The sequence below is a fragment of the Cupriavidus sp. GW823-FHT07A04 genome (assembly GCF_058794615.1).
In genome coordinates this window covers 1-14,878 of the sequence record NZ_JBXAHA010000018.1, presented here as the reverse complement: position 1 = coordinate 14,878, position 14,878 = coordinate 1, and the positions used below count along the sequence as shown (strand labels likewise).

15 protein-coding genes are annotated in these 14,878 nt (G+C 65.3%); 8 read left to right on the top strand and 7 right to left on the bottom strand.

From position 1 onward, the window contains the following. Window positions 1–39: 39 nt before the first annotated feature. Window positions 40–612: an EF-hand domain-containing protein gene (locus tag AC1Q7Q_RS28090; RefSeq protein ID WP_492375224.1), complete on the top strand. Its 573-nt coding sequence runs from the start codon at window positions 40–42 to the stop codon at window positions 610–612. A gap of 399 nt (window positions 613–1,011) precedes the next feature. After that, entirely contained in the window at window positions 1,012–1,503 is a 492-nt protein-coding gene (locus AC1Q7Q_RS28085) for an Lrp/AsnC family transcriptional regulator (RefSeq protein WP_043352404.1), read from the top strand. An 81-nt stretch (window positions 1,504–1,584) separates the two neighbouring features. On the opposite strand, the gene AC1Q7Q_RS28080 is transcribed toward AC1Q7Q_RS28085, so the two are convergent. After that, the gene (locus tag AC1Q7Q_RS28080) at window positions 1,585–2,283 is read right to left on the bottom strand and encodes a GNAT family N-acetyltransferase (RefSeq protein ID WP_441637517.1); all 699 of its coding nucleotides are present in this window, start codon (window positions 2,281–2,283) and stop codon (window positions 1,585–1,587) included. A gap of 417 nt (window positions 2,284–2,700) precedes the next feature. On the opposite strand from AC1Q7Q_RS28080, the gene kefF reads away from it, so the two are divergent. Together kefF and kefC are read left to right on the top strand one after the other, a co-directional pair. After that, window positions 2,701–3,282, top strand: a complete 582-nt coding sequence (kefF, locus tag AC1Q7Q_RS28075) for a glutathione-regulated potassium-efflux system oxidoreductase KefF (RefSeq protein WP_492375223.1) — start codon at window positions 2,701–2,703, stop codon at window positions 3,280–3,282. A 10-nt stretch (window positions 3,283–3,292) separates the two neighbouring features. Continuing rightward, window positions 3,293–5,107 (top strand): glutathione-regulated potassium-efflux system protein KefC, encoded by a 1,815-nt coding sequence (gene kefC / locus AC1Q7Q_RS28070; RefSeq protein WP_492375222.1) that lies wholly within the window; start codon window positions 3,293–3,295, stop codon window positions 5,105–5,107. A gap of 49 nt (window positions 5,108–5,156) precedes the next feature. Here the strand turns inward: kefC and AC1Q7Q_RS28065 are convergent, their stop codons facing one another. Next, on the bottom strand, window positions 5,157–5,795 hold the full coding sequence (locus AC1Q7Q_RS28065; RefSeq protein WP_043350405.1) for a TetR/AcrR family transcriptional regulator: 639 nt from the start codon (window positions 5,793–5,795) through the stop codon (window positions 5,157–5,159). 23 nt (window positions 5,796–5,818) lie between these two features. Continuing rightward, window positions 5,819–6,613, bottom strand: a complete 795-nt coding sequence (locus tag AC1Q7Q_RS28060; protein WP_492375221.1) for a DUF1835 domain-containing protein — start codon at window positions 6,611–6,613, stop codon at window positions 5,819–5,821. Between the two features lie 284 nt (window positions 6,614–6,897). Between AC1Q7Q_RS28060 and AC1Q7Q_RS28055 the strand changes: the two genes are divergently transcribed. Both AC1Q7Q_RS28055 and AC1Q7Q_RS28050 read left to right on the top strand, forming a co-directional pair. Further along, window positions 6,898–7,743 carry a L,D-transpeptidase gene (locus tag AC1Q7Q_RS28055; protein ID WP_492375220.1) on the top strand — a complete coding sequence of 282 codons (846 nt, stop codon included), beginning with the start codon at window positions 6,898–6,900 and terminating at the stop codon, window positions 7,741–7,743. Window positions 7,744–7,809: 66 nt separating this feature from the next. Continuing rightward, a complete protein-coding gene (locus AC1Q7Q_RS28050) occupies window positions 7,810–8,280 on the top strand; it encodes a universal stress protein (RefSeq protein ID WP_492375219.1) in 471 nt (156 codons plus the stop codon). 4 nt (window positions 8,281–8,284) lie between these two features. Here AC1Q7Q_RS28050 and AC1Q7Q_RS28045 read toward each other — a convergent pair whose 3' ends face one another. The 3 genes from AC1Q7Q_RS28045 to AC1Q7Q_RS28035 all read right to left on the bottom strand — a co-directional run bounded on the left by AC1Q7Q_RS28045 (window position 8,285) and on the right by AC1Q7Q_RS28035 (window position 12,555). After that, entirely contained in the window at window positions 8,285–8,563 is a 279-nt protein-coding gene (locus AC1Q7Q_RS28045; RefSeq protein ID WP_183032748.1) for a DUF1488 family protein, read from the bottom strand. 92 nt (window positions 8,564–8,655) lie between these two features. Then, window positions 8,656–10,755: an FUSC family protein gene (locus tag AC1Q7Q_RS28040; protein ID WP_492375218.1), complete on the bottom strand. Its 2,100-nt coding sequence runs from the start codon at window positions 10,753–10,755 to the stop codon at window positions 8,656–8,658. A 552-nt stretch (window positions 10,756–11,307) separates the two neighbouring features. Continuing rightward, window positions 11,308–12,555 carry a nucleoside recognition domain-containing protein gene (locus tag AC1Q7Q_RS28035; protein WP_492375217.1) on the bottom strand — a complete coding sequence of 416 codons (1,248 nt, stop codon included), beginning with the start codon at window positions 12,553–12,555 and terminating at the stop codon, window positions 11,308–11,310. A gap of 308 nt (window positions 12,556–12,863) precedes the next feature. Here AC1Q7Q_RS28035 and AC1Q7Q_RS28030 point away from each other — a divergent pair, with 308 nt between their 5' ends. Next, a complete protein-coding gene (locus AC1Q7Q_RS28030; protein ID WP_492375216.1) occupies window positions 12,864–13,580 on the top strand; it encodes a GntR family transcriptional regulator in 717 nt (238 codons plus the stop codon). A 222-nt stretch (window positions 13,581–13,802) separates the two neighbouring features. Then, the gene (locus AC1Q7Q_RS28025; RefSeq protein WP_492375215.1) at window positions 13,803–13,973 is read left to right on the top strand and encodes a hypothetical protein; all 171 of its coding nucleotides are present in this window, start codon (window positions 13,803–13,805) and stop codon (window positions 13,971–13,973) included. A gap of 9 nt (window positions 13,974–13,982) precedes the next feature. Here the strand turns inward: AC1Q7Q_RS28025 and AC1Q7Q_RS28020 are convergent, their stop codons facing one another. Beyond that, entirely contained in the window at window positions 13,983–14,378 is a 396-nt protein-coding gene (locus AC1Q7Q_RS28020; protein WP_492375214.1) for a DUF488 domain-containing protein, read from the bottom strand. Between the last annotated feature and the right edge of the window lie 500 nt (window positions 14,379–14,878).

Sequence of the window (14,878 nt, the reverse complement as noted above, 5' to 3'; positions counted from 1 at the left end):
ATCCTTACCAGTCCACCGAGACGAAAAAGGAGCAAAGACATGCAAGGCAATCTCAAGGCACGTTCGATCCGGAATTTCATGGCCGCTTCGGCGGTGTTCCTGGCGATGGGCGGCGCAGCTTTCGCCCAGACCACTGCCCCCGCCGCGCCGGGCCCGGGACCTCAGGCGGGTATGCGCCACCATATGGAGCATGGCGGCGGCATGTGGTTCAAATCGATCGATACCGACGGCGATGGCACGATCTCCAAAGCGGAGGCCGACGCGCTCTTCAACAAGATCGACACCAATCACGACGGCAAGCTCGACAAGAGCGAACTGGCTGCCTATCACAAGACGATGATGGAGCAGCGCCGTGCCGAGATGCGGGCCGAGCTCGATGCCCGCTTCAAGGCGGCCGACAAGAATGGCGACGGTGCGCTGACCAAGGCAGAGGTGCAAGCCGGGATGCCTCACCTGGCCAAGTACTTCGACCAGCTCGACACCAACCACGACGGCAAGCTGACGCTGGACGAGATCCACGCTGGCATGCAGAAGATGCACGAGCAGCGGATGCAGCGGATGCCCCGCGGTAGCCAGTCCAACCCGGCAGCGCCGTCGAGCAGCGGTGGCTGATTGAGGCAGGATCCACGGCGCGCCGCGCCGTGGGCAGATGAAAAGAAGCGCGACCGTTGCCGGCCGCGCTTTTTTTTGCTTCGTGGCTGGCGGCTCTGGCCAGTGTTGGCACCATCCTTGCCTTCCGAACGCTCGACCTGCCGGATCAGCGAATAGTCCACGCTCCTGAAGGCCGGAACGTCCGGGGCGATCCGGCCGCATTTGCCATGGCAGTCTCTGACGCCCTGTTCCTGTGCATGGGCCGTACGCCGCGGCGGCATCTTGCACCTGGAAGGCGATCGCGCAGGGCGAAAGGACGCCAGAAGAGACAGGTCGCCATAAAAAATTGCGTACTTGTGCACGGTTTGCTAAATTTGCGCAAAAAAATTGCCGACAAACATATTGCGGAGCAACAATATCGTGAGCAAGGTGGAGCTGGACAAGATCGACAGGAAGATCCTGGAGGTGCTGCAGACCAACGGGAGGCTGACCAACCTGGAAGTGGCCGAGCGCGTGAACCTGTCGCCCAGCCCGTGCCTGCGACGCATCCGCCGGCTGGAGGAGGTTGGCGTGATTCGCCAGTACGCGGCGCTGCTGGAACCCGGCCGGATCGGGCTGGGGCTGCTGGCCTATATCAACGTACGGCTCGAGAAGCACGGGGGCGCGCCCAAAGGCAAGGCGCCGCTGGACTTGTTCCGCGCTGCCATCGAGATCTGGCCGGAAGTGGCCGCCTGCCACGCCATGACCGGGGAGATGGACCTGCTGCTCAAGGTCTACGTGGAAGACATGGAGCATTTCGCACGCTTCATGAAGGACCACTTGCTGGCCCATCCCGCGGTCATCGACGTACGATCGAGCTTCGCCCTCGAATGCATCAAGGACACCACGGCCTTGCCGGTACCAGGAGGCTGAGAGCCTCGCGGTTATCGCCGGCACCAAAGAAAATGGCGCGCCGGGCGGGCGCGCCATCGGTACGATGCCGGCAGGCTTCGCTCAGGCGGTGTGCTTTTGCGGCACCATCGAGCGCCAGAAGCGCAGGCCGAAACGGCGCGCATCGCGCAAGTTGCGGCGCAGCATGTAGTCGAGGTCGGCAACCTGCTCGTCGAGCGCCTCGGTCAGGCGGCTGACGGTATCGGCAGGCGGCAGCTCAAGGTAGGCATCGGCCTCGCCGTACGCATACTGCACCTTCATGCCGGCCTTTTTGGCAATGTGCATCATGGCGGCGTTGCGCGACAGGCAGTGCATGTACAGGGTGCGCACATTGCTGTTGCGGCCGTGCATGGCCGCACGCTCGAACAGCGCGCTGCCAATGCCGCGGCCACGTGCGCTCTGCGACACGGAGACGCCGAACTCGGCGACGCGGCCCTGCGTGTTGTCGCGCAGGTTGGCAAAGTGGCCCACGCCGATCAGTTCCAGGTGCTCGTCGTACACGCCGAACACGGTGTCGTGGTCGAAATCGATGCTGTCGACGTAGGCTTCGATCACATGATCGCCAACCGACTGGCCAAAACGGAGCAGGCGATCCTCCTCGCCCAGGGCGAGGAAATGCTTGAGCAGGCGCGAGCGATGATGCGCAGCCAGTTCGCGCACCAGGGTGGTGGGGCGATGCGAGGCTTGCGCTGCTGCGGCTGCACGGCGGAGATCTTCGTCGGATACGGCCCCGACGGCCTTGCTCAGTTCGAGCGGATTCACTTTGTTTTCCTTGCGACGTAATCAGGTATAAAAATAGCACTCAGCGGGTGTTCGTCCATGCACTTTCGACAAATTGGTCGGGCTACAAGGGCAAACACTATCTTGCTGCATTGCAAAAAGTATTGTAGTGGATTTGTCAGTTCCACGTAAGGTGAGCATCGCATCTACCTTGTTCGATTTTGTAAATTCCAACTAAATCTATATAAATCAATCAGTTGTGTGGTGCTTGAAGGGCGCTTTCCGCCCGATGGTGTGGGTTTGCTGCAACGCCGCATACCGGCTTTCGCCGGGCCGGGGCACGGGATTGGCCCTGCTTCGCGGTGGCACAGCCCCGGTTATTCACAGATGTAAGTGCTTTATGCACATCTTTTTTGGCCTCGCGACTACTGTTGCGCAGCTGATTTCTCAGGATTTTTCGTGGACCCCAAGGCCGAGCCCCCGATTCTCGTTATCTACGCCCACCCCAGGCCGCAACTGTCGCGCGTCAATCGTCCGCTGGCGGCGGCACTGGAAAGCCTGCCCGGCGTGACCGTGCACGATCTCTACACCAGCTATACCGACTACGACATCGACGTGGTCGCCGAGCAGCGCGCGCTCGCGCGGGCCGGCACGCTGGTGCTGCAGTTCCCGGTGCAGTGGTACAGCATGCCGGCGCTGCTCAAGCTGTGGGTGGACGATGTGCTGGAGAGTGGCTGGGCTTACGGCCCCGGCGGTACGGCGCTGCGTGGCAAGTCCATGCTTGTGGTGGCCAGCACCGGTGGCCACGCCGACTCCTACGGGCCCGACGGCACGCATGGCCACAGCATCGAGGAATACATGCTGCCGCTTGAGCAGACCGCCGTGCTGTGCGGCATGAGCTGGCTGTCGCCACTGGTGCTGCACGATGCCAACCAGGCCGATGCCCAGGCGCTGGCCGACCATATCGGCCGGGTCACCGGTGTGCTGGGCGGCATTGCCGACGGCGCCCGTGGCGTTGCCTCCAACGCCGCCGCAAGCTGAGGAGCACGCCATGGAACAACACGATTTCCTGGTGGCCCTGGTGGTCTTCCTGGTTGCCGCGGTAGTGGCGGTGCCGGTGGCGCGCCGCTTTGGCCTGGGCGCGGTGCTCGGCTACCTGCTGGCCGGCGTGGCGATCGGCCCGTGGGCCCTGCGGCTGGTGACCAACGTCGAGTCCATCCTGCATTTTTCCGAGTTCGGCGTGGTGCTGATGATGTTCGTGATCGGCCTGGAGCTCGAGCCCAAGAAGCTGTGGGCGCTGCGCCGCGTGATCTTCGGCTATGGCGGCGCCCAGATGGCGGCCTGCGCGATCCTGCTCGGCGGCGTCGCTGCGCTGGTCGGGGCATCGTGGCAGGTCGCGCTGGTGGCGGGCCTGGGGCTGGCGCTGTCGTCCACCGCGATCGCGCTGGCCACGCTGACCGAGCGCAATCTCTTTGGCACGCCGGCGGGCGCCGCCAGCTTCGGCATCCTGCTCTTCCAGGACATCGCCGCGATCCCGATGATCGCGCTGTTGCCGCTGCTGGCTGCCGGTGGCGCAGACGCCGGCGCGTCCGGCGCGGGGGGCTGGCTCGGGGCGGCAAAGGCGGTCGGGGTGATCGGCGCCGTGGTGGTGGGCGGGCGCTATCTGGTCCGCCCCGCGCTGCGCTTTATCGCGCGCACCGACATGCGCGAGATGTTCACCGCCTTCGCGCTGCTGCTCGTGGTGGGCATCGCGCTGATGATGGACGCGGTGGGATTGTCGATGGCGCTGGGCACCTTCCTGGCTGGCGTGCTACTGGCGGACTCGGAGTACCGCCATGCGCTGGAAGCCGACCTTGAGCCCTTCAAGGGCCTGTTGCTGGGCTTGTTCTTCATGGCGGTAGGCATGTCGATCGACTTCGGCGTGCTGATGCGCGCGCCGGTGCAGGTGGCAGCCCTGGTGGTTGGCTTCGTGCTGCTCAAGACGCTGGTGCTGGCCCTGCTGGCGCCGCGCTTTGGCATTGCGCGCGGCCAGTGGTTATTGTTTGCGCTGCTGATTTCACAGGGCGGCGAGTTCGCCTTCGTGGTGTTTGGCGTGGCGGGCGGCGCCGGCTTGCTGCCGGCGCGCACCGAGGCGCTGCTGGTGCTGGTGGTGGCGCTGTCGATGGTGGCCACGCCGCTGCTCCTGCTGGCCTTCGACCGGCTGGTGGCGCCACGGCTGGCCCGCCTGGCGCGGCGCCCGGACGACGTGATCGCGCCGCAGGACAACCCCGTGCTGATCGCCGGCTTCGGCCGCTTTGGCCAGATCATCGGCCGCCTGCTCTATGCGCAAGGGATCGGCGTGACCGTGCTGGACCACGATCCCGACCAGATCGAGTTTCTGCGCCAGTACGACTTCAAGGTGTTCTACGGGGACGCCACGCGCATGGACCTGCTTGAATCCGCGGGCGCTGAGCGGGCCCGCATCCTGGTGGTGGCGATCGATGGCATGGAGGACAGCCTCGCGCTGATCGACAGCGTGCGAGCGCGTTTCCCGCACCTGCAGATCTACGCGCGGGCGCGCCATGTGTCGCACGTCTACCAGCTCAAGGACCGCGGCGTGCATTTGTTCGAGCGCGAAGTGTTCGAGGGCTCGCTGTTGCTGGGCCGTCGCGTGCTGGAGGGGCTGGGCTACGATCCCGTGCAGGCCCGCTCGGTCGCGCTGCGCTTTCGCCGGCATAACATCGCGGCGATCGAGCGCTTCTATCCGCATTACACGGACCAGAAGAAGCTGGTCTCGCTGGCGCGCCAGGCGCGCGACGAACTGGAGGAAATGTTCCGCCAGGACCGCGATCAGCGCCGCCAGCGGGAAGAGGAAGACTGGTCCTGAGGTGCCGCGCCGGCGCTGCAATGGCGCCGGCACTGCCTATGAATTTGTGTTACTCGACACCACGCAGCCGCGCTGCGGGTTCTGCGCGCGCACCGGGCAACCCGCCCGCCAGCAGGTCGATCACCATCTCGGCGAACTCCGCGTACGACAGCTTGCCGCCTGGCTTGAGCCAGGTGAAGGTCCAGTTGATCATGCCGAACACCGTCATCGTCAGCGCGGCCTGGTTGTCGCGGGTGACGCGCTCGGGATAGGCCCGGCGCAACTGGCGGGAGAAGGCGGCCACCACGTCGCGCTCGCGCTTGAGGATCTGGTCGCGCTGCTCCTCGGCGAGGAACTTGACGTCGTTGATCAGGGCGACATGCCGGGTCTGCGAGGTCTCGTACTCGGCCAGGAAGGCCCGGATCAGGTTGGAGAAGCTATCCAGCTCGCTGCGTCCCTGGCGTTCCGCCTCCGCCTCGACCTCGGTCACGATCAGCATCAGCCGGCGCGTGTAGCGGTCGAGCAGGTCGAACAGGATCGCCTCCTTGCTCTCGTAATAGTGGTACAGCCGGGCCTTGGAGGTGCCGCAGGCGGCAGCCAGGTCGGCCATCGAGGTGCTGGGGTAGCTGCTGGCGGCAAAGGCGGCGGCAGCCAGGTCCAGGATCTGCTCGCGCTGCGCCTCGAAATCGGGTGCCTTGGTACGGGCCATGGAGACCTTCGCCTTTTCTCTTTTTACTCGCCGCCGGCGGACAGGTTGCGGCGCAACTCGCAGGTCTGCAGGGATTCGGCATTGCCGCGCAGCACCAGCTGGCCGGCGCCAATCAGCTCGCGGCAGCGCCAGAACACAAACCAGTCGCTGGCCAGCAGGCCTTCGATGGCGCCCATCACGCCGCCCACCACTTGCGCGGCCGGCGCCCATTCCAGCGGGGCGCGCTCCAGGATGACTTCGTCGACCGTGTGGTAGGCCGCTGGCACCAGCGTATTGCCCTTCCACAGGCGCACGTCGGCGTTTTCCTTGACGTTCTGCTGCCACTCATAGCCCAGGCGGCCCAGGCGCAGGACCGAGACCGGGGCGATGGTGGAGAAGCGCCGCGCCAGCCGGGCCGCGGGATACATGCCGATAGCGGCCAGGTTGCCGCGCGCGGGCGCTTCCAGCTCGCGCATGTCCATGGCCACTTCATTGATGCGCTGGGGCGACTGGTAGAGGTGAAACACCACCCGGCGCAGCATCAACTGGTCGGAAGCGCTCTGGCCATGCCAGATGGCAACTTCCAGCTCGTCCTTGCGCAGGCCATGCAGCTGGTCGAGCGCTTGATGCATTTCGGCGGCGAAGTCGATGTCGCTGTGCGGCGCCACGCGCTGCCAGAAACCGGAGCGGATCAGCCCGCTGCTATCGACATCGGCCAGCGGCCCGACGGCGAGGTCGTCGCGAAGCACGACGACCGGGTCGGGCCTGGCGGCCTGGGCGAGGGCTTGCCGTAGCGTGTTGCCCGCTACGTCGCCGTTGACGACATGGATGTATTGCATGGGCGTGATTGTATATGGATGCGACCTGCGTAAGGCACGAAACGCGGCGGCTGAGCCGCAACGCTCGGTACGCTGGCGATCCTTCGTCCCCGGGGAAGCGGCGTCCGACATACACAACGGAAATAGTCCGTGCCTTCGCGGTCTATATAAGTAGACCGTCCACCGTTTCGGGACGGTGGCGTCGGAGCGCTTCCGTGCGTGGAGCTTGATCCTGCACAAGGCGCCGCGCCGCGTAAACGTCAACCATGGCGTTTAGCCGCAACGCCTGTCTAAAGGAGGCAATCATGTCGTGCGCTCGCCTCGGGCGGGCCCGCGTCAAAGGTTTTCGGCGCTGGCTCGCTCGCTTCAGACGACGTCTGGCGCCATTGGCGCTAGCCGCGCTGGTGGCGTTCCAGCCACCACTTGCCGCCGCCAATGAGCTCAGCATGGTCCGGCAAGCATTCGCGCAACAAGTGTCCCGCCATCTCAGCCTCCCGGCGGCCGTCGCCGTGCGGTATGCCGGCTTGCTGGCGTCCGCGCTACAGGCAGACGGGCGGGAGGCCGATGCGGGTGACTGGGCTGTGCTGGTCGATCGCAACCCGCGCGTCCAGGCCGCCATGCTGTTCGCGCGGCCCGCCGACGATGCGCCCTGGCAGTGGGTGGGCGCCGCGCCCGTCTCGACAGGCAAGCCAGGCACTTTCGATCATTTCATCACCCCGACCGGTGTATTCAGCCACAGCATGGACAACATGGATTTCCGTGCCGAGGGTACCTACAACGAAAACGGCATCCGCGGCTACGGCGTCAGCGGGATGCGCATCTATGACTTCGGCTGGGTCGATGCCCAACGTGGCTGGGGCAAGGGCGGGGAGAGCCAGATGCGCTTGCAGATGCATGCCACCGATCCGGACCGGCTTGAGTCTCGGCTGGGCCACCCGGCTTCCAAGGGATGCGTGCGGATCCCCGCCACCCTGAATCGCCTCCTTGACCACTATGGTCTGCTGGATGCCGACTACCTGGCCGCTGCGCAGCGCGGTGACTCGCTTTGGGTCCTGGCGCCGGGCCGGGCGCCGGTGGCCCGGCCCGGGCGCTACCTCGTGATTGTGGACTCGGGCGCGCACGGAACGTCCGCGTCGCGCGGGGGCGAGTAGTATCGAATCCGGCGGAATGCGATGCCGCTTCCGCCACTATCCGTTGTTCTACTGGAGAAAATGGCAATGACGAATGCGGCTTATAAGAAGATTGTGGTGGCAGTGGATGGCAGTGCAACCTCCGACCTGGCGCTTGCCGAGGCAATCCGGATCGCGGGCACCGGGGGCGCGCAAGTCCTCGCCTTGTATGTCGTGGACAACGGCCAGCTTATGTTCGACGTTGCGTATTACGACCCAACGCCCGTGCAGCAAGCGCTGGCCGACAGCGGCGAACGCGCGCTGGCGGCTGCCGCGCAACGCCTGAGCGCGCAGGGCGTGCGCCATGAAACGCGGCTGGTCACCCAGCAGACCGTGGGGGGCGACATTGCCAGCGCGGTAAACGATGCCGCAGCTGAATGGGGCGCAGACCTCATCGTGATCGGCACCCACGGCCGGCGTGGCGTGCGCAGGCTGGTCCTGGGCAGCGTGGCCGAGTCCGTGATCCGGCAGGCCAGCGTGCCGGTGCTCCTGGTGCGCGGCCAGGCGGCGGAAGGCTGAGCCTTCAGCCTGCGAATCGGATGTGCCCGCTACGTAACAGGATTTCCCGCGCCTGGGTGAGTTCGAACAGGCCTTCGGCAATGCGTTCGATGCGCTGCCGGTGGCTGGTAAACGCCCGCACCAGATCCTCCTCGCGTGGGGAGCGGGCGCCGAAATGGGTCTCGAGCGCCTCGGCCGTGATCGAATACAAGGTGGGTTGCCCGTTGACAGTGGCGGGGCAGGAGAGGGTCAGGCTAGCCGCACAGTAGGTGGGGACGCTGCGGGGAAAGGAAATTTCGGGCATGGCGTGCCTCACACCGGTCACTGAGGAATGGAACCATTCTAGGAGATGGTTCCGATCCGCGATGAACGCAGAGTGCTGGGCTTTGACCGTCATCAACCCGGATAGGGCAAATGCGGGCCGTTGGGCCTGGGCTGGCCGCCGGCCAGCCGGTGCACGGCGGCCACGGCTGCGTGGGCGGTGTTGATCTGGGCCGAGGCGAAGCCGGCCTGTTCAACCAGAAACCGGTCCAGCGGTGCCGCGGAATCCGGCAGGAACCCGCTTGCAAGCGAAGTCACGCCTGCGCCGGGGTTGGCTGCCAGGTCGGACAGCCGTGCGGCGAGGCCTTGCAGGACGGCCTGCGTGGCCGGTTCCGGCTGGCTCTTGCCTGCTTGGGCCTCTAGCCCGGCGCGCACCAAGCCAGCCAGCGCTGCCATGCGCCGCAAGGCCAGGTGCAGCTGGGCGTACTCGCGGGCCAACTCTGGAGCGAGCTCTGCCACACCCTGCTGCAAGGTTTGATCCGCCCGGCTGGAGGTACGCCCGGCCGCCATGCGCAAGGCTTCCAGCCGTGTCTGCGTCGGCGCGGGCGAGCGGGTGGGCGAGGCAGTGAACGCGCTGGCGCCGGCAAATGCGGCCCGCAGGTACGTTGTGTTTGCCACCAGCGCGTCGAGGCTATGGCGATACACCCGCGACAGCTCGGCCCGCGGCGCCAGCACATAGTAGCTAGCCAGGGCGATCAGGCAGCCCAGCGCCGTGTCGATGCCTCGCAGTGCGGCAAAGTGGCTGCTGTCCGCCGCTGGAGCCCCGACCCACGAGAACAGGATCACTGCGGGCGTCAGGCACATTGCGAAGGCCCCGGGACTGCCGGCGAGCCGGCACGTATAGGCGGCAGCCAGGCAGGCCGCGCTGATTGCCAGGGCCAGCGGCGCCGGCGGGTGAGCCAGGCCGATGGCACAGGCCAGCAGCGCGCCGGCCAGGGAACCCGCGAAGCGCAGGAACGAGATCCTGCGCGTGGTTTGCAACTGGGGGCTAAGCACCATGATGACGGTGACCGCCACCCAGTATCCGTGATCGACTCTCCAGAACTGCGCCGGCATCAGGCTCAGGCCGCCAGCCAGCGCCAGCCGCACCGCATGGCGGGCCACGCGGGCATCGCGGGCGGTGTGCTCCGCAACCACGGCGCGCCAGCGTTGCCATGTCCGGCGCATGGCGCGCCGCGGCCAACGGTACTCGCGGCGCCAGTCGCCGAAGGCCGGATAGCGGGCCAGTGCGCTCAGCGCAGCCTGGTACAACGGCGGCGCCCCGGCATTGGCCAGCGGTGCATGCAGGCGGCGCAGTTCGCCGGCCAGCGCCGCGCATAGTGACGGCAAGTCAGGCGCGTGATGGGCCAGACCTTCGCAGACCTGCTCCCGGACATCGGTGACGCAGCGCAGCAAGTGGCGCAGCGGCAGGTGCTCCGCACTGCCCGTGTCACCGGCTTTGGGGCCCGCGTCATCGGCCCGGCTGCGCAGTTCGGCGGCAACGATCAACAGGGCGAACATGGCATCGGCCAGGCTCACCACATAGGCATAGTGCATCAGCCCAAGCGGGTCCCGCAGGCTGCGCCGCATGTTGATCGCCTGATGCGCAGCCTCGATACGCTCGCGGATGTCGCGCTTGGTGGCCGTCGCATCGCCCACGGGCGCATCGGCCGCCAGATCGGAGGCAAAACGCAGCAACGCATCGAACACCGCCAGTATCTCGGCGCGCGGCCGCGTGTCGCGCGCGGATCGGATGAGGGCCAGGCTGACGACGCAGGCGAAGATGCCGCCGAGCAGGAATTCCTGGCTGCGGGCCAACACACGCATGGCCAGTTCGGCCTCGCCCGCTGGTTGCAGGCAGGAGGCGATCAGCACCACATAGAGCAGCTTGGCCGACAGCGCGGGCACGGGGCCGCGGGTCTCGGCCAGCCCGGCGGCCAGCCCGGCGAAAAGCACCACGGCGAGCGCCGTCCATGGCGTCACCGCTGCAGCGGTGCCCAGGGCACATGCGGCGGCACCGCCAATGCCGACGGAGCCCAGTGCCGCCAGCCGTTCGGCGGCGGTGCCGCGGCGGTCGGCCAGGCAGGTCCAGATCGAAGCCGTTGCCGCCCACAGATAGCCCGCTTCCCCGGTGAGCCATCCCGTGCCGGCCAGGACCAGGAACGAGAAGGCGTAGACCAGGCCTCTTTGCAACATCGAGGCATCGGGGCGGGGCAGGCGCAGCGCGGAGATCATGTCGGCAAGAAGGGTGGGCGCTGCGAGGCGGAGATTCGCCCTGCCAGGCGCAAGAGACAGGTTGACTCTACGGGATCGAATGTTGCGTCGCAACATTTTGCGAGAAATTCGAGGTTTCACCCCGGAGCGGTGCGGCCTGGCCTTCTCATGGTGCAGCGGCTGAGCTTCTTTGGTGCGCTGGGCAGGATCGGCTGCGGCCGATGCCGTGAGCCGCCACAGCAATGGCAAACCATGGCGATTGGCAAAACGCGGGCAAAAAAAACCCGCGCAGTTTCGTGCGCGGGCTGGAATCCACCGAGGTGGTGGAGGAGACAGACTCCACTATATATGATTTGTTGCGTCGCACCAAGCGGCATGTAGGCCAAGCGTGTCTGGCTTCACAAACATGTTGTATGTGAGCAACAAAGTAGCGGCTTAATACATCGAAAGCTCGTCTTCTATCATCTTTCGCCCTGTTTTCGTCGAGTGTTTGTCGGCAATTCGTCGGTTTTATCGCGGCACGGCGTGCCAGTTTCAGCGGAAGAACAGGTAGGCGATGCCGATCGCGGCGCACAATCCCACAAGATCGGCGAACAAGGCACAGGCAAGCGCGTGCCGTGTGTTGCGGATGTTGACGCTGCCGAAGTACACGGCAAGCACATAGAAGGTGGTTTCGGTCGAGCCCTGGATGATCGCGGCGAGCTTACCCTGGAAGGAGTCGACGCCATAGGTGCTCATGACGTCGATCATCAGCCCGCGGGCGCCCGCGCCAGACAGGATTTTCATCAACCCGACCGGCAGCGCGGGGACGAAGGCGGTGTCCAGGCCCAGCCAAGCAAAAGCGGCGCTCAGGCCCCGCATCAGGACATCCATGCAGCCGGTCACCCGAAACAGCCCGATCGCCACCAGGATTGCCACTAGATAGGGAATGATCTGCACAGCGACGCCGAAGCCTTCCTTGGCGCCGTCGATGAAGGCCTCGTAGACGTTTATGCCGCGTACGGCGCCGCAAATCAGGAAGACCACGATCAACGTCAGGATGAAGCCGCTGCCAGCCAGGGCGGTGGCGGTGCTCACCTGTTCCGGGGGCGCGTGCCGCAGCCAGAGGAAGACTCCGCCGACAGCCGCCGCCAGCAGCCCGAAGGCGGCCAGCACGGCTGGCTTGAGCACGTTGAGCCGCTGCGCCCAAGCCACTGCCAGCAAGCCGGCAACGCAGGACACGCAGGTGGCAAGCAGGGTCGGAAGGAAGATATCCGCGGCATTGAACCCGACCAGGCCTTGCTTGACCGCGATCGCTTGCCGCATGGCGATCACCGAAGTCGGGATCAGCGTCAAGCCAGCCGTGTTCAGCACGATGAACATGATCTGCGCGTTGCTGGCTGTGTCAGCGCGCGGATTGAGCGACTGCAGCTCCCGCATGGCATTGAGGCCGAGCGGCGTCGCCGCATTGTCGAGCCCCAGCATATTGGCCGACACATTCATCATCATCGCGCCCTGGGCCGGGTGGCCCTGCGGAACGCCGGGGAAGAAGTGGCGCAAAAGCGGATTGACCGCCCGCGCAAAGACGTCGACTACGCCGGCGCGTTCGCCAATGCGCATGATGCCCAGCCACAAGCTCATGACGCCCGCCAGGCCAAGCGAAATCTCGAACGCGGTGCGTGCGTTGTCGAACAGGCTCGCGAGCATCGCCGGAAACACCGCGGTATCGCCTGTCGCCACACGAATGCAGGCGACGATGAAGGCGAGCAGGAAGAAGGAGAGCCAGACCAGGTTAAGAGCCATCGGCGAATCGCGGGCGGGGTTTGGGAGAGGCTACGCATCATAGCCTGCCGGACCCGTGCCCACGGCACATGGGCGGCGCGTTGTGCCAGGGCGCGGCGCGCCCTGATGTGAGCCTTGGCATTGGCAATGTGTGTTGCGCAAAAACCGTAGTGCGCCGGTATACAATGCGGACAATGCCGCCGCGGTCGCATTGTCCCTCAGCCTTCCGGGCCAGCGCCGCGGTCCCTGATCCCTTTGACACTCGTTCGCGATGGCTCGCCCGTGCGCCACACCCGAGGACAGTGTCTCGCCGACCCAAGCCAGAATCTATGTCCGACGCCCATGGTACCGAACACGCACTTCCTGGTTCGGATTCCGCCGGCGCCAGTCTTGGCGCCCAGCACTCCCCATTGTTTGCCCTGGTGACCGATACGTTGCGTGAGCGCATCCTCGGCGGGCAGTACAACCAAGGCGAGCGCCTGGTCGAGAACAAGCTTTCCACTGAACTTGGCGTGTCGCGCATCCCCGTGCGGGAAGCGCTGCGCGCGCTTGCCGCCGAAGGCCTGGTGCGCATCGAGCCCCGGCGGGGCGCCTCGGTGGCGACGCTGTCGCCGAACATCGCCAAGGAAATGGTTGAAGTGCGGGCCACCCTGGAGGGGCTTAACGCCAAGCTGGCTGCCCAGCGCCGTGATCCTGCCCTGATCGCCGAACTCAGCGAAGTGCTGCGCCAGGGCACCGAGGCCGCCGCGAGCGGACGCTCGGAGCGTTTCATCGAATTGAACACCCGCTTCCATGAGGTGCTGGGCAATATCGCGGCCAATAGCGTGCTGCAGGATATGGTGCGTACGCTCAGGGAGCGCACAGGCCTGCTGTTCGCACCGGCCAACGTGACGCGTGCCCGGCAGAACTGGGAAGAGCATGCGCAGATCCTGCAGGCCGTCATCGCCGGCGATGCGGATCTGGCGGCGCTGTTGGCGACGCGGCACGTCTATAGCGCCGCCAAGGCAGCCGAAGATGTGGCCGAGGCCGCCGCCACAGGTTCCTGAGTGCTGGTAGATAGTATTCGATATACGAAAGAGATCCCGCACCAGGTCAAGTCAGCACCCGCCGCCACCAGGGCGCTGCTTTTCGTTGATTTCATTGGTATTTCTGGGCGTTCCGGCGGCAACCCAATGCCCCGGAATGGGGCGTTTGCAAGCCTCAACATGACGCAGTGCACCAAAAATCGGTATACTGTCAATCCTGATGAACCACAATAGGGATTGACCATGGACTACCCGACGCCCGCCTATTTCCGGCAGTCGGTTGGCGAGCAACTGCTGGCCCACTATGCCGAGCGCAACGCTGTGCGCCATCGCACCCCGCTCCTGCCTATCCGCTGGCCAAGCCTGCGTCCCTTGTTCCGCCGCCAGTGCGTGCGCGACCAAAAGGCGGTTTGAGCGCACCGCCTAAGATAGCGCGGCCCCGCGCGCCGCCAGCAGGGCGCGCAATATAGAACGGTGGCATCTTTCCTCGTGTTCGCAATAACAGCCAATCGAGAAGTTCGTTTGCTGTGACATCGCGGCCAGCAGATCCAATGTCCTGCTGGCTTCCGGGCGCGCCATTTCCGCACGAAAATGCCGCTCGAATGCCCGCCATGCCTTTTCATCCCCTCCGCTCTGTATGTCCAAGGCTTGTGCAACCAGTTCGGCGGAGGGCGACAGGTTCGGAAACCACACATCGTAGTAGTCCCGCTTGGCGAACTCGGCTTTCGGCACGCCCCGGGGCGGCCTGCGTACGGTGCCGATGCGGATTCCCTCGTCGGGCTGTCGGGGCGAGCCGAGCTTCACGATGCGAATGGTCATGCAAGTTCCTCCTTCTATATAGAGTGCCCCGCGGGTGTAGCGGATTTCGTCGTGTGCCGCCCGGGCTTGTCCTGCGGCCATAGTTTGCCGCAGCCAGGTGGCCGCCGGCTAGCGCCGTGGCTCGGCGATGCCAACTGGCCTCCATAAGTCTTTTGCGGCACTTTTCTGTTGGTGCCGGAATCATTTCAGAAAACGCTTGCCAAGGCCGAGGGGGTCCCCTATGATTCGCCCCCTCGCAACACGAAACACCGCTGCAAAGCAGACGGGACAAGGGTTGCGGGGTTGGCAGGGGTGGTTGGCGGCGCGCACGGCGCAGCGAGCTGAAGGAAAAAAACCTGTTGACGAAACGATGATCACGCTTCATAATCTCGTTTCTCTGCTGCAGCAAACGCAGCGACGCGGTGAGCAAAGCGAACCGCGACCAGTTCTTTAACAAACAAACAACCGATAAGTGTGGGCGCTTGATAGCGGATGCGGAAGACTTCGGTCTTTTAGCTTAC

What these genes read in the sequence shown, in the direction of transcription:
- AC1Q7Q_RS28045 (WP_183032748.1), bottom strand. Translation starts at nt 8,563, where the DNA reads ATGCCCGAAATTTCCTTTCCCCGCAGCGTCCCCACCTACTGTGCGGCT.
- AC1Q7Q_RS28025 (WP_492375215.1), top strand. Translation starts at nt 13,803, where the DNA reads ATGGACTACCCGACGCCCGCCTATTTCCGGCAGTCGGTTGGCGAGCAA.
- AC1Q7Q_RS28035 (WP_492375217.1), bottom strand. Translation starts at nt 12,555, where the DNA reads ATGGCTCTTAACCTGGTCTGGCTCTCCTTCTTCCTGCTCGCCTTCATC.
- AC1Q7Q_RS28065 (WP_043350405.1), bottom strand. Translation starts at nt 5,795, where the DNA reads ATGGCCCGTACCAAGGCACCCGATTTCGAGGCGCAGCGCGAGCAGATC.
- AC1Q7Q_RS28055 (WP_492375220.1), top strand. Translation starts at nt 6,898, where the DNA reads ATGTCGTGCGCTCGCCTCGGGCGGGCCCGCGTCAAAGGTTTTCGGCGC.
- AC1Q7Q_RS28020 (WP_492375214.1), bottom strand. Translation starts at nt 14,378, where the DNA reads ATGACCATTCGCATCGTGAAGCTCGGCTCGCCCCGACAGCCCGACGAG.
- AC1Q7Q_RS28040 (WP_492375218.1), bottom strand. Translation starts at nt 10,755, where the DNA reads ATGTTGCAAAGAGGCCTGGTCTACGCCTTCTCGTTCCTGGTCCTGGCC.
- AC1Q7Q_RS28090 (WP_492375224.1), top strand. Translation starts at nt 40, where the DNA reads ATGCAAGGCAATCTCAAGGCACGTTCGATCCGGAATTTCATGGCCGCT.
- kefC (WP_492375222.1), top strand. Translation starts at nt 3,293, where the DNA reads ATGGAACAACACGATTTCCTGGTGGCCCTGGTGGTCTTCCTGGTTGCC.
- AC1Q7Q_RS28030 (WP_492375216.1), top strand. Translation starts at nt 12,864, where the DNA reads ATGTCCGACGCCCATGGTACCGAACACGCACTTCCTGGTTCGGATTCC.
- AC1Q7Q_RS28060 (WP_492375221.1), bottom strand. Translation starts at nt 6,613, where the DNA reads ATGCAATACATCCATGTCGTCAACGGCGACGTAGCGGGCAACACGCTA.
- AC1Q7Q_RS28050 (WP_492375219.1), top strand. Translation starts at nt 7,810, where the DNA reads ATGACGAATGCGGCTTATAAGAAGATTGTGGTGGCAGTGGATGGCAGT.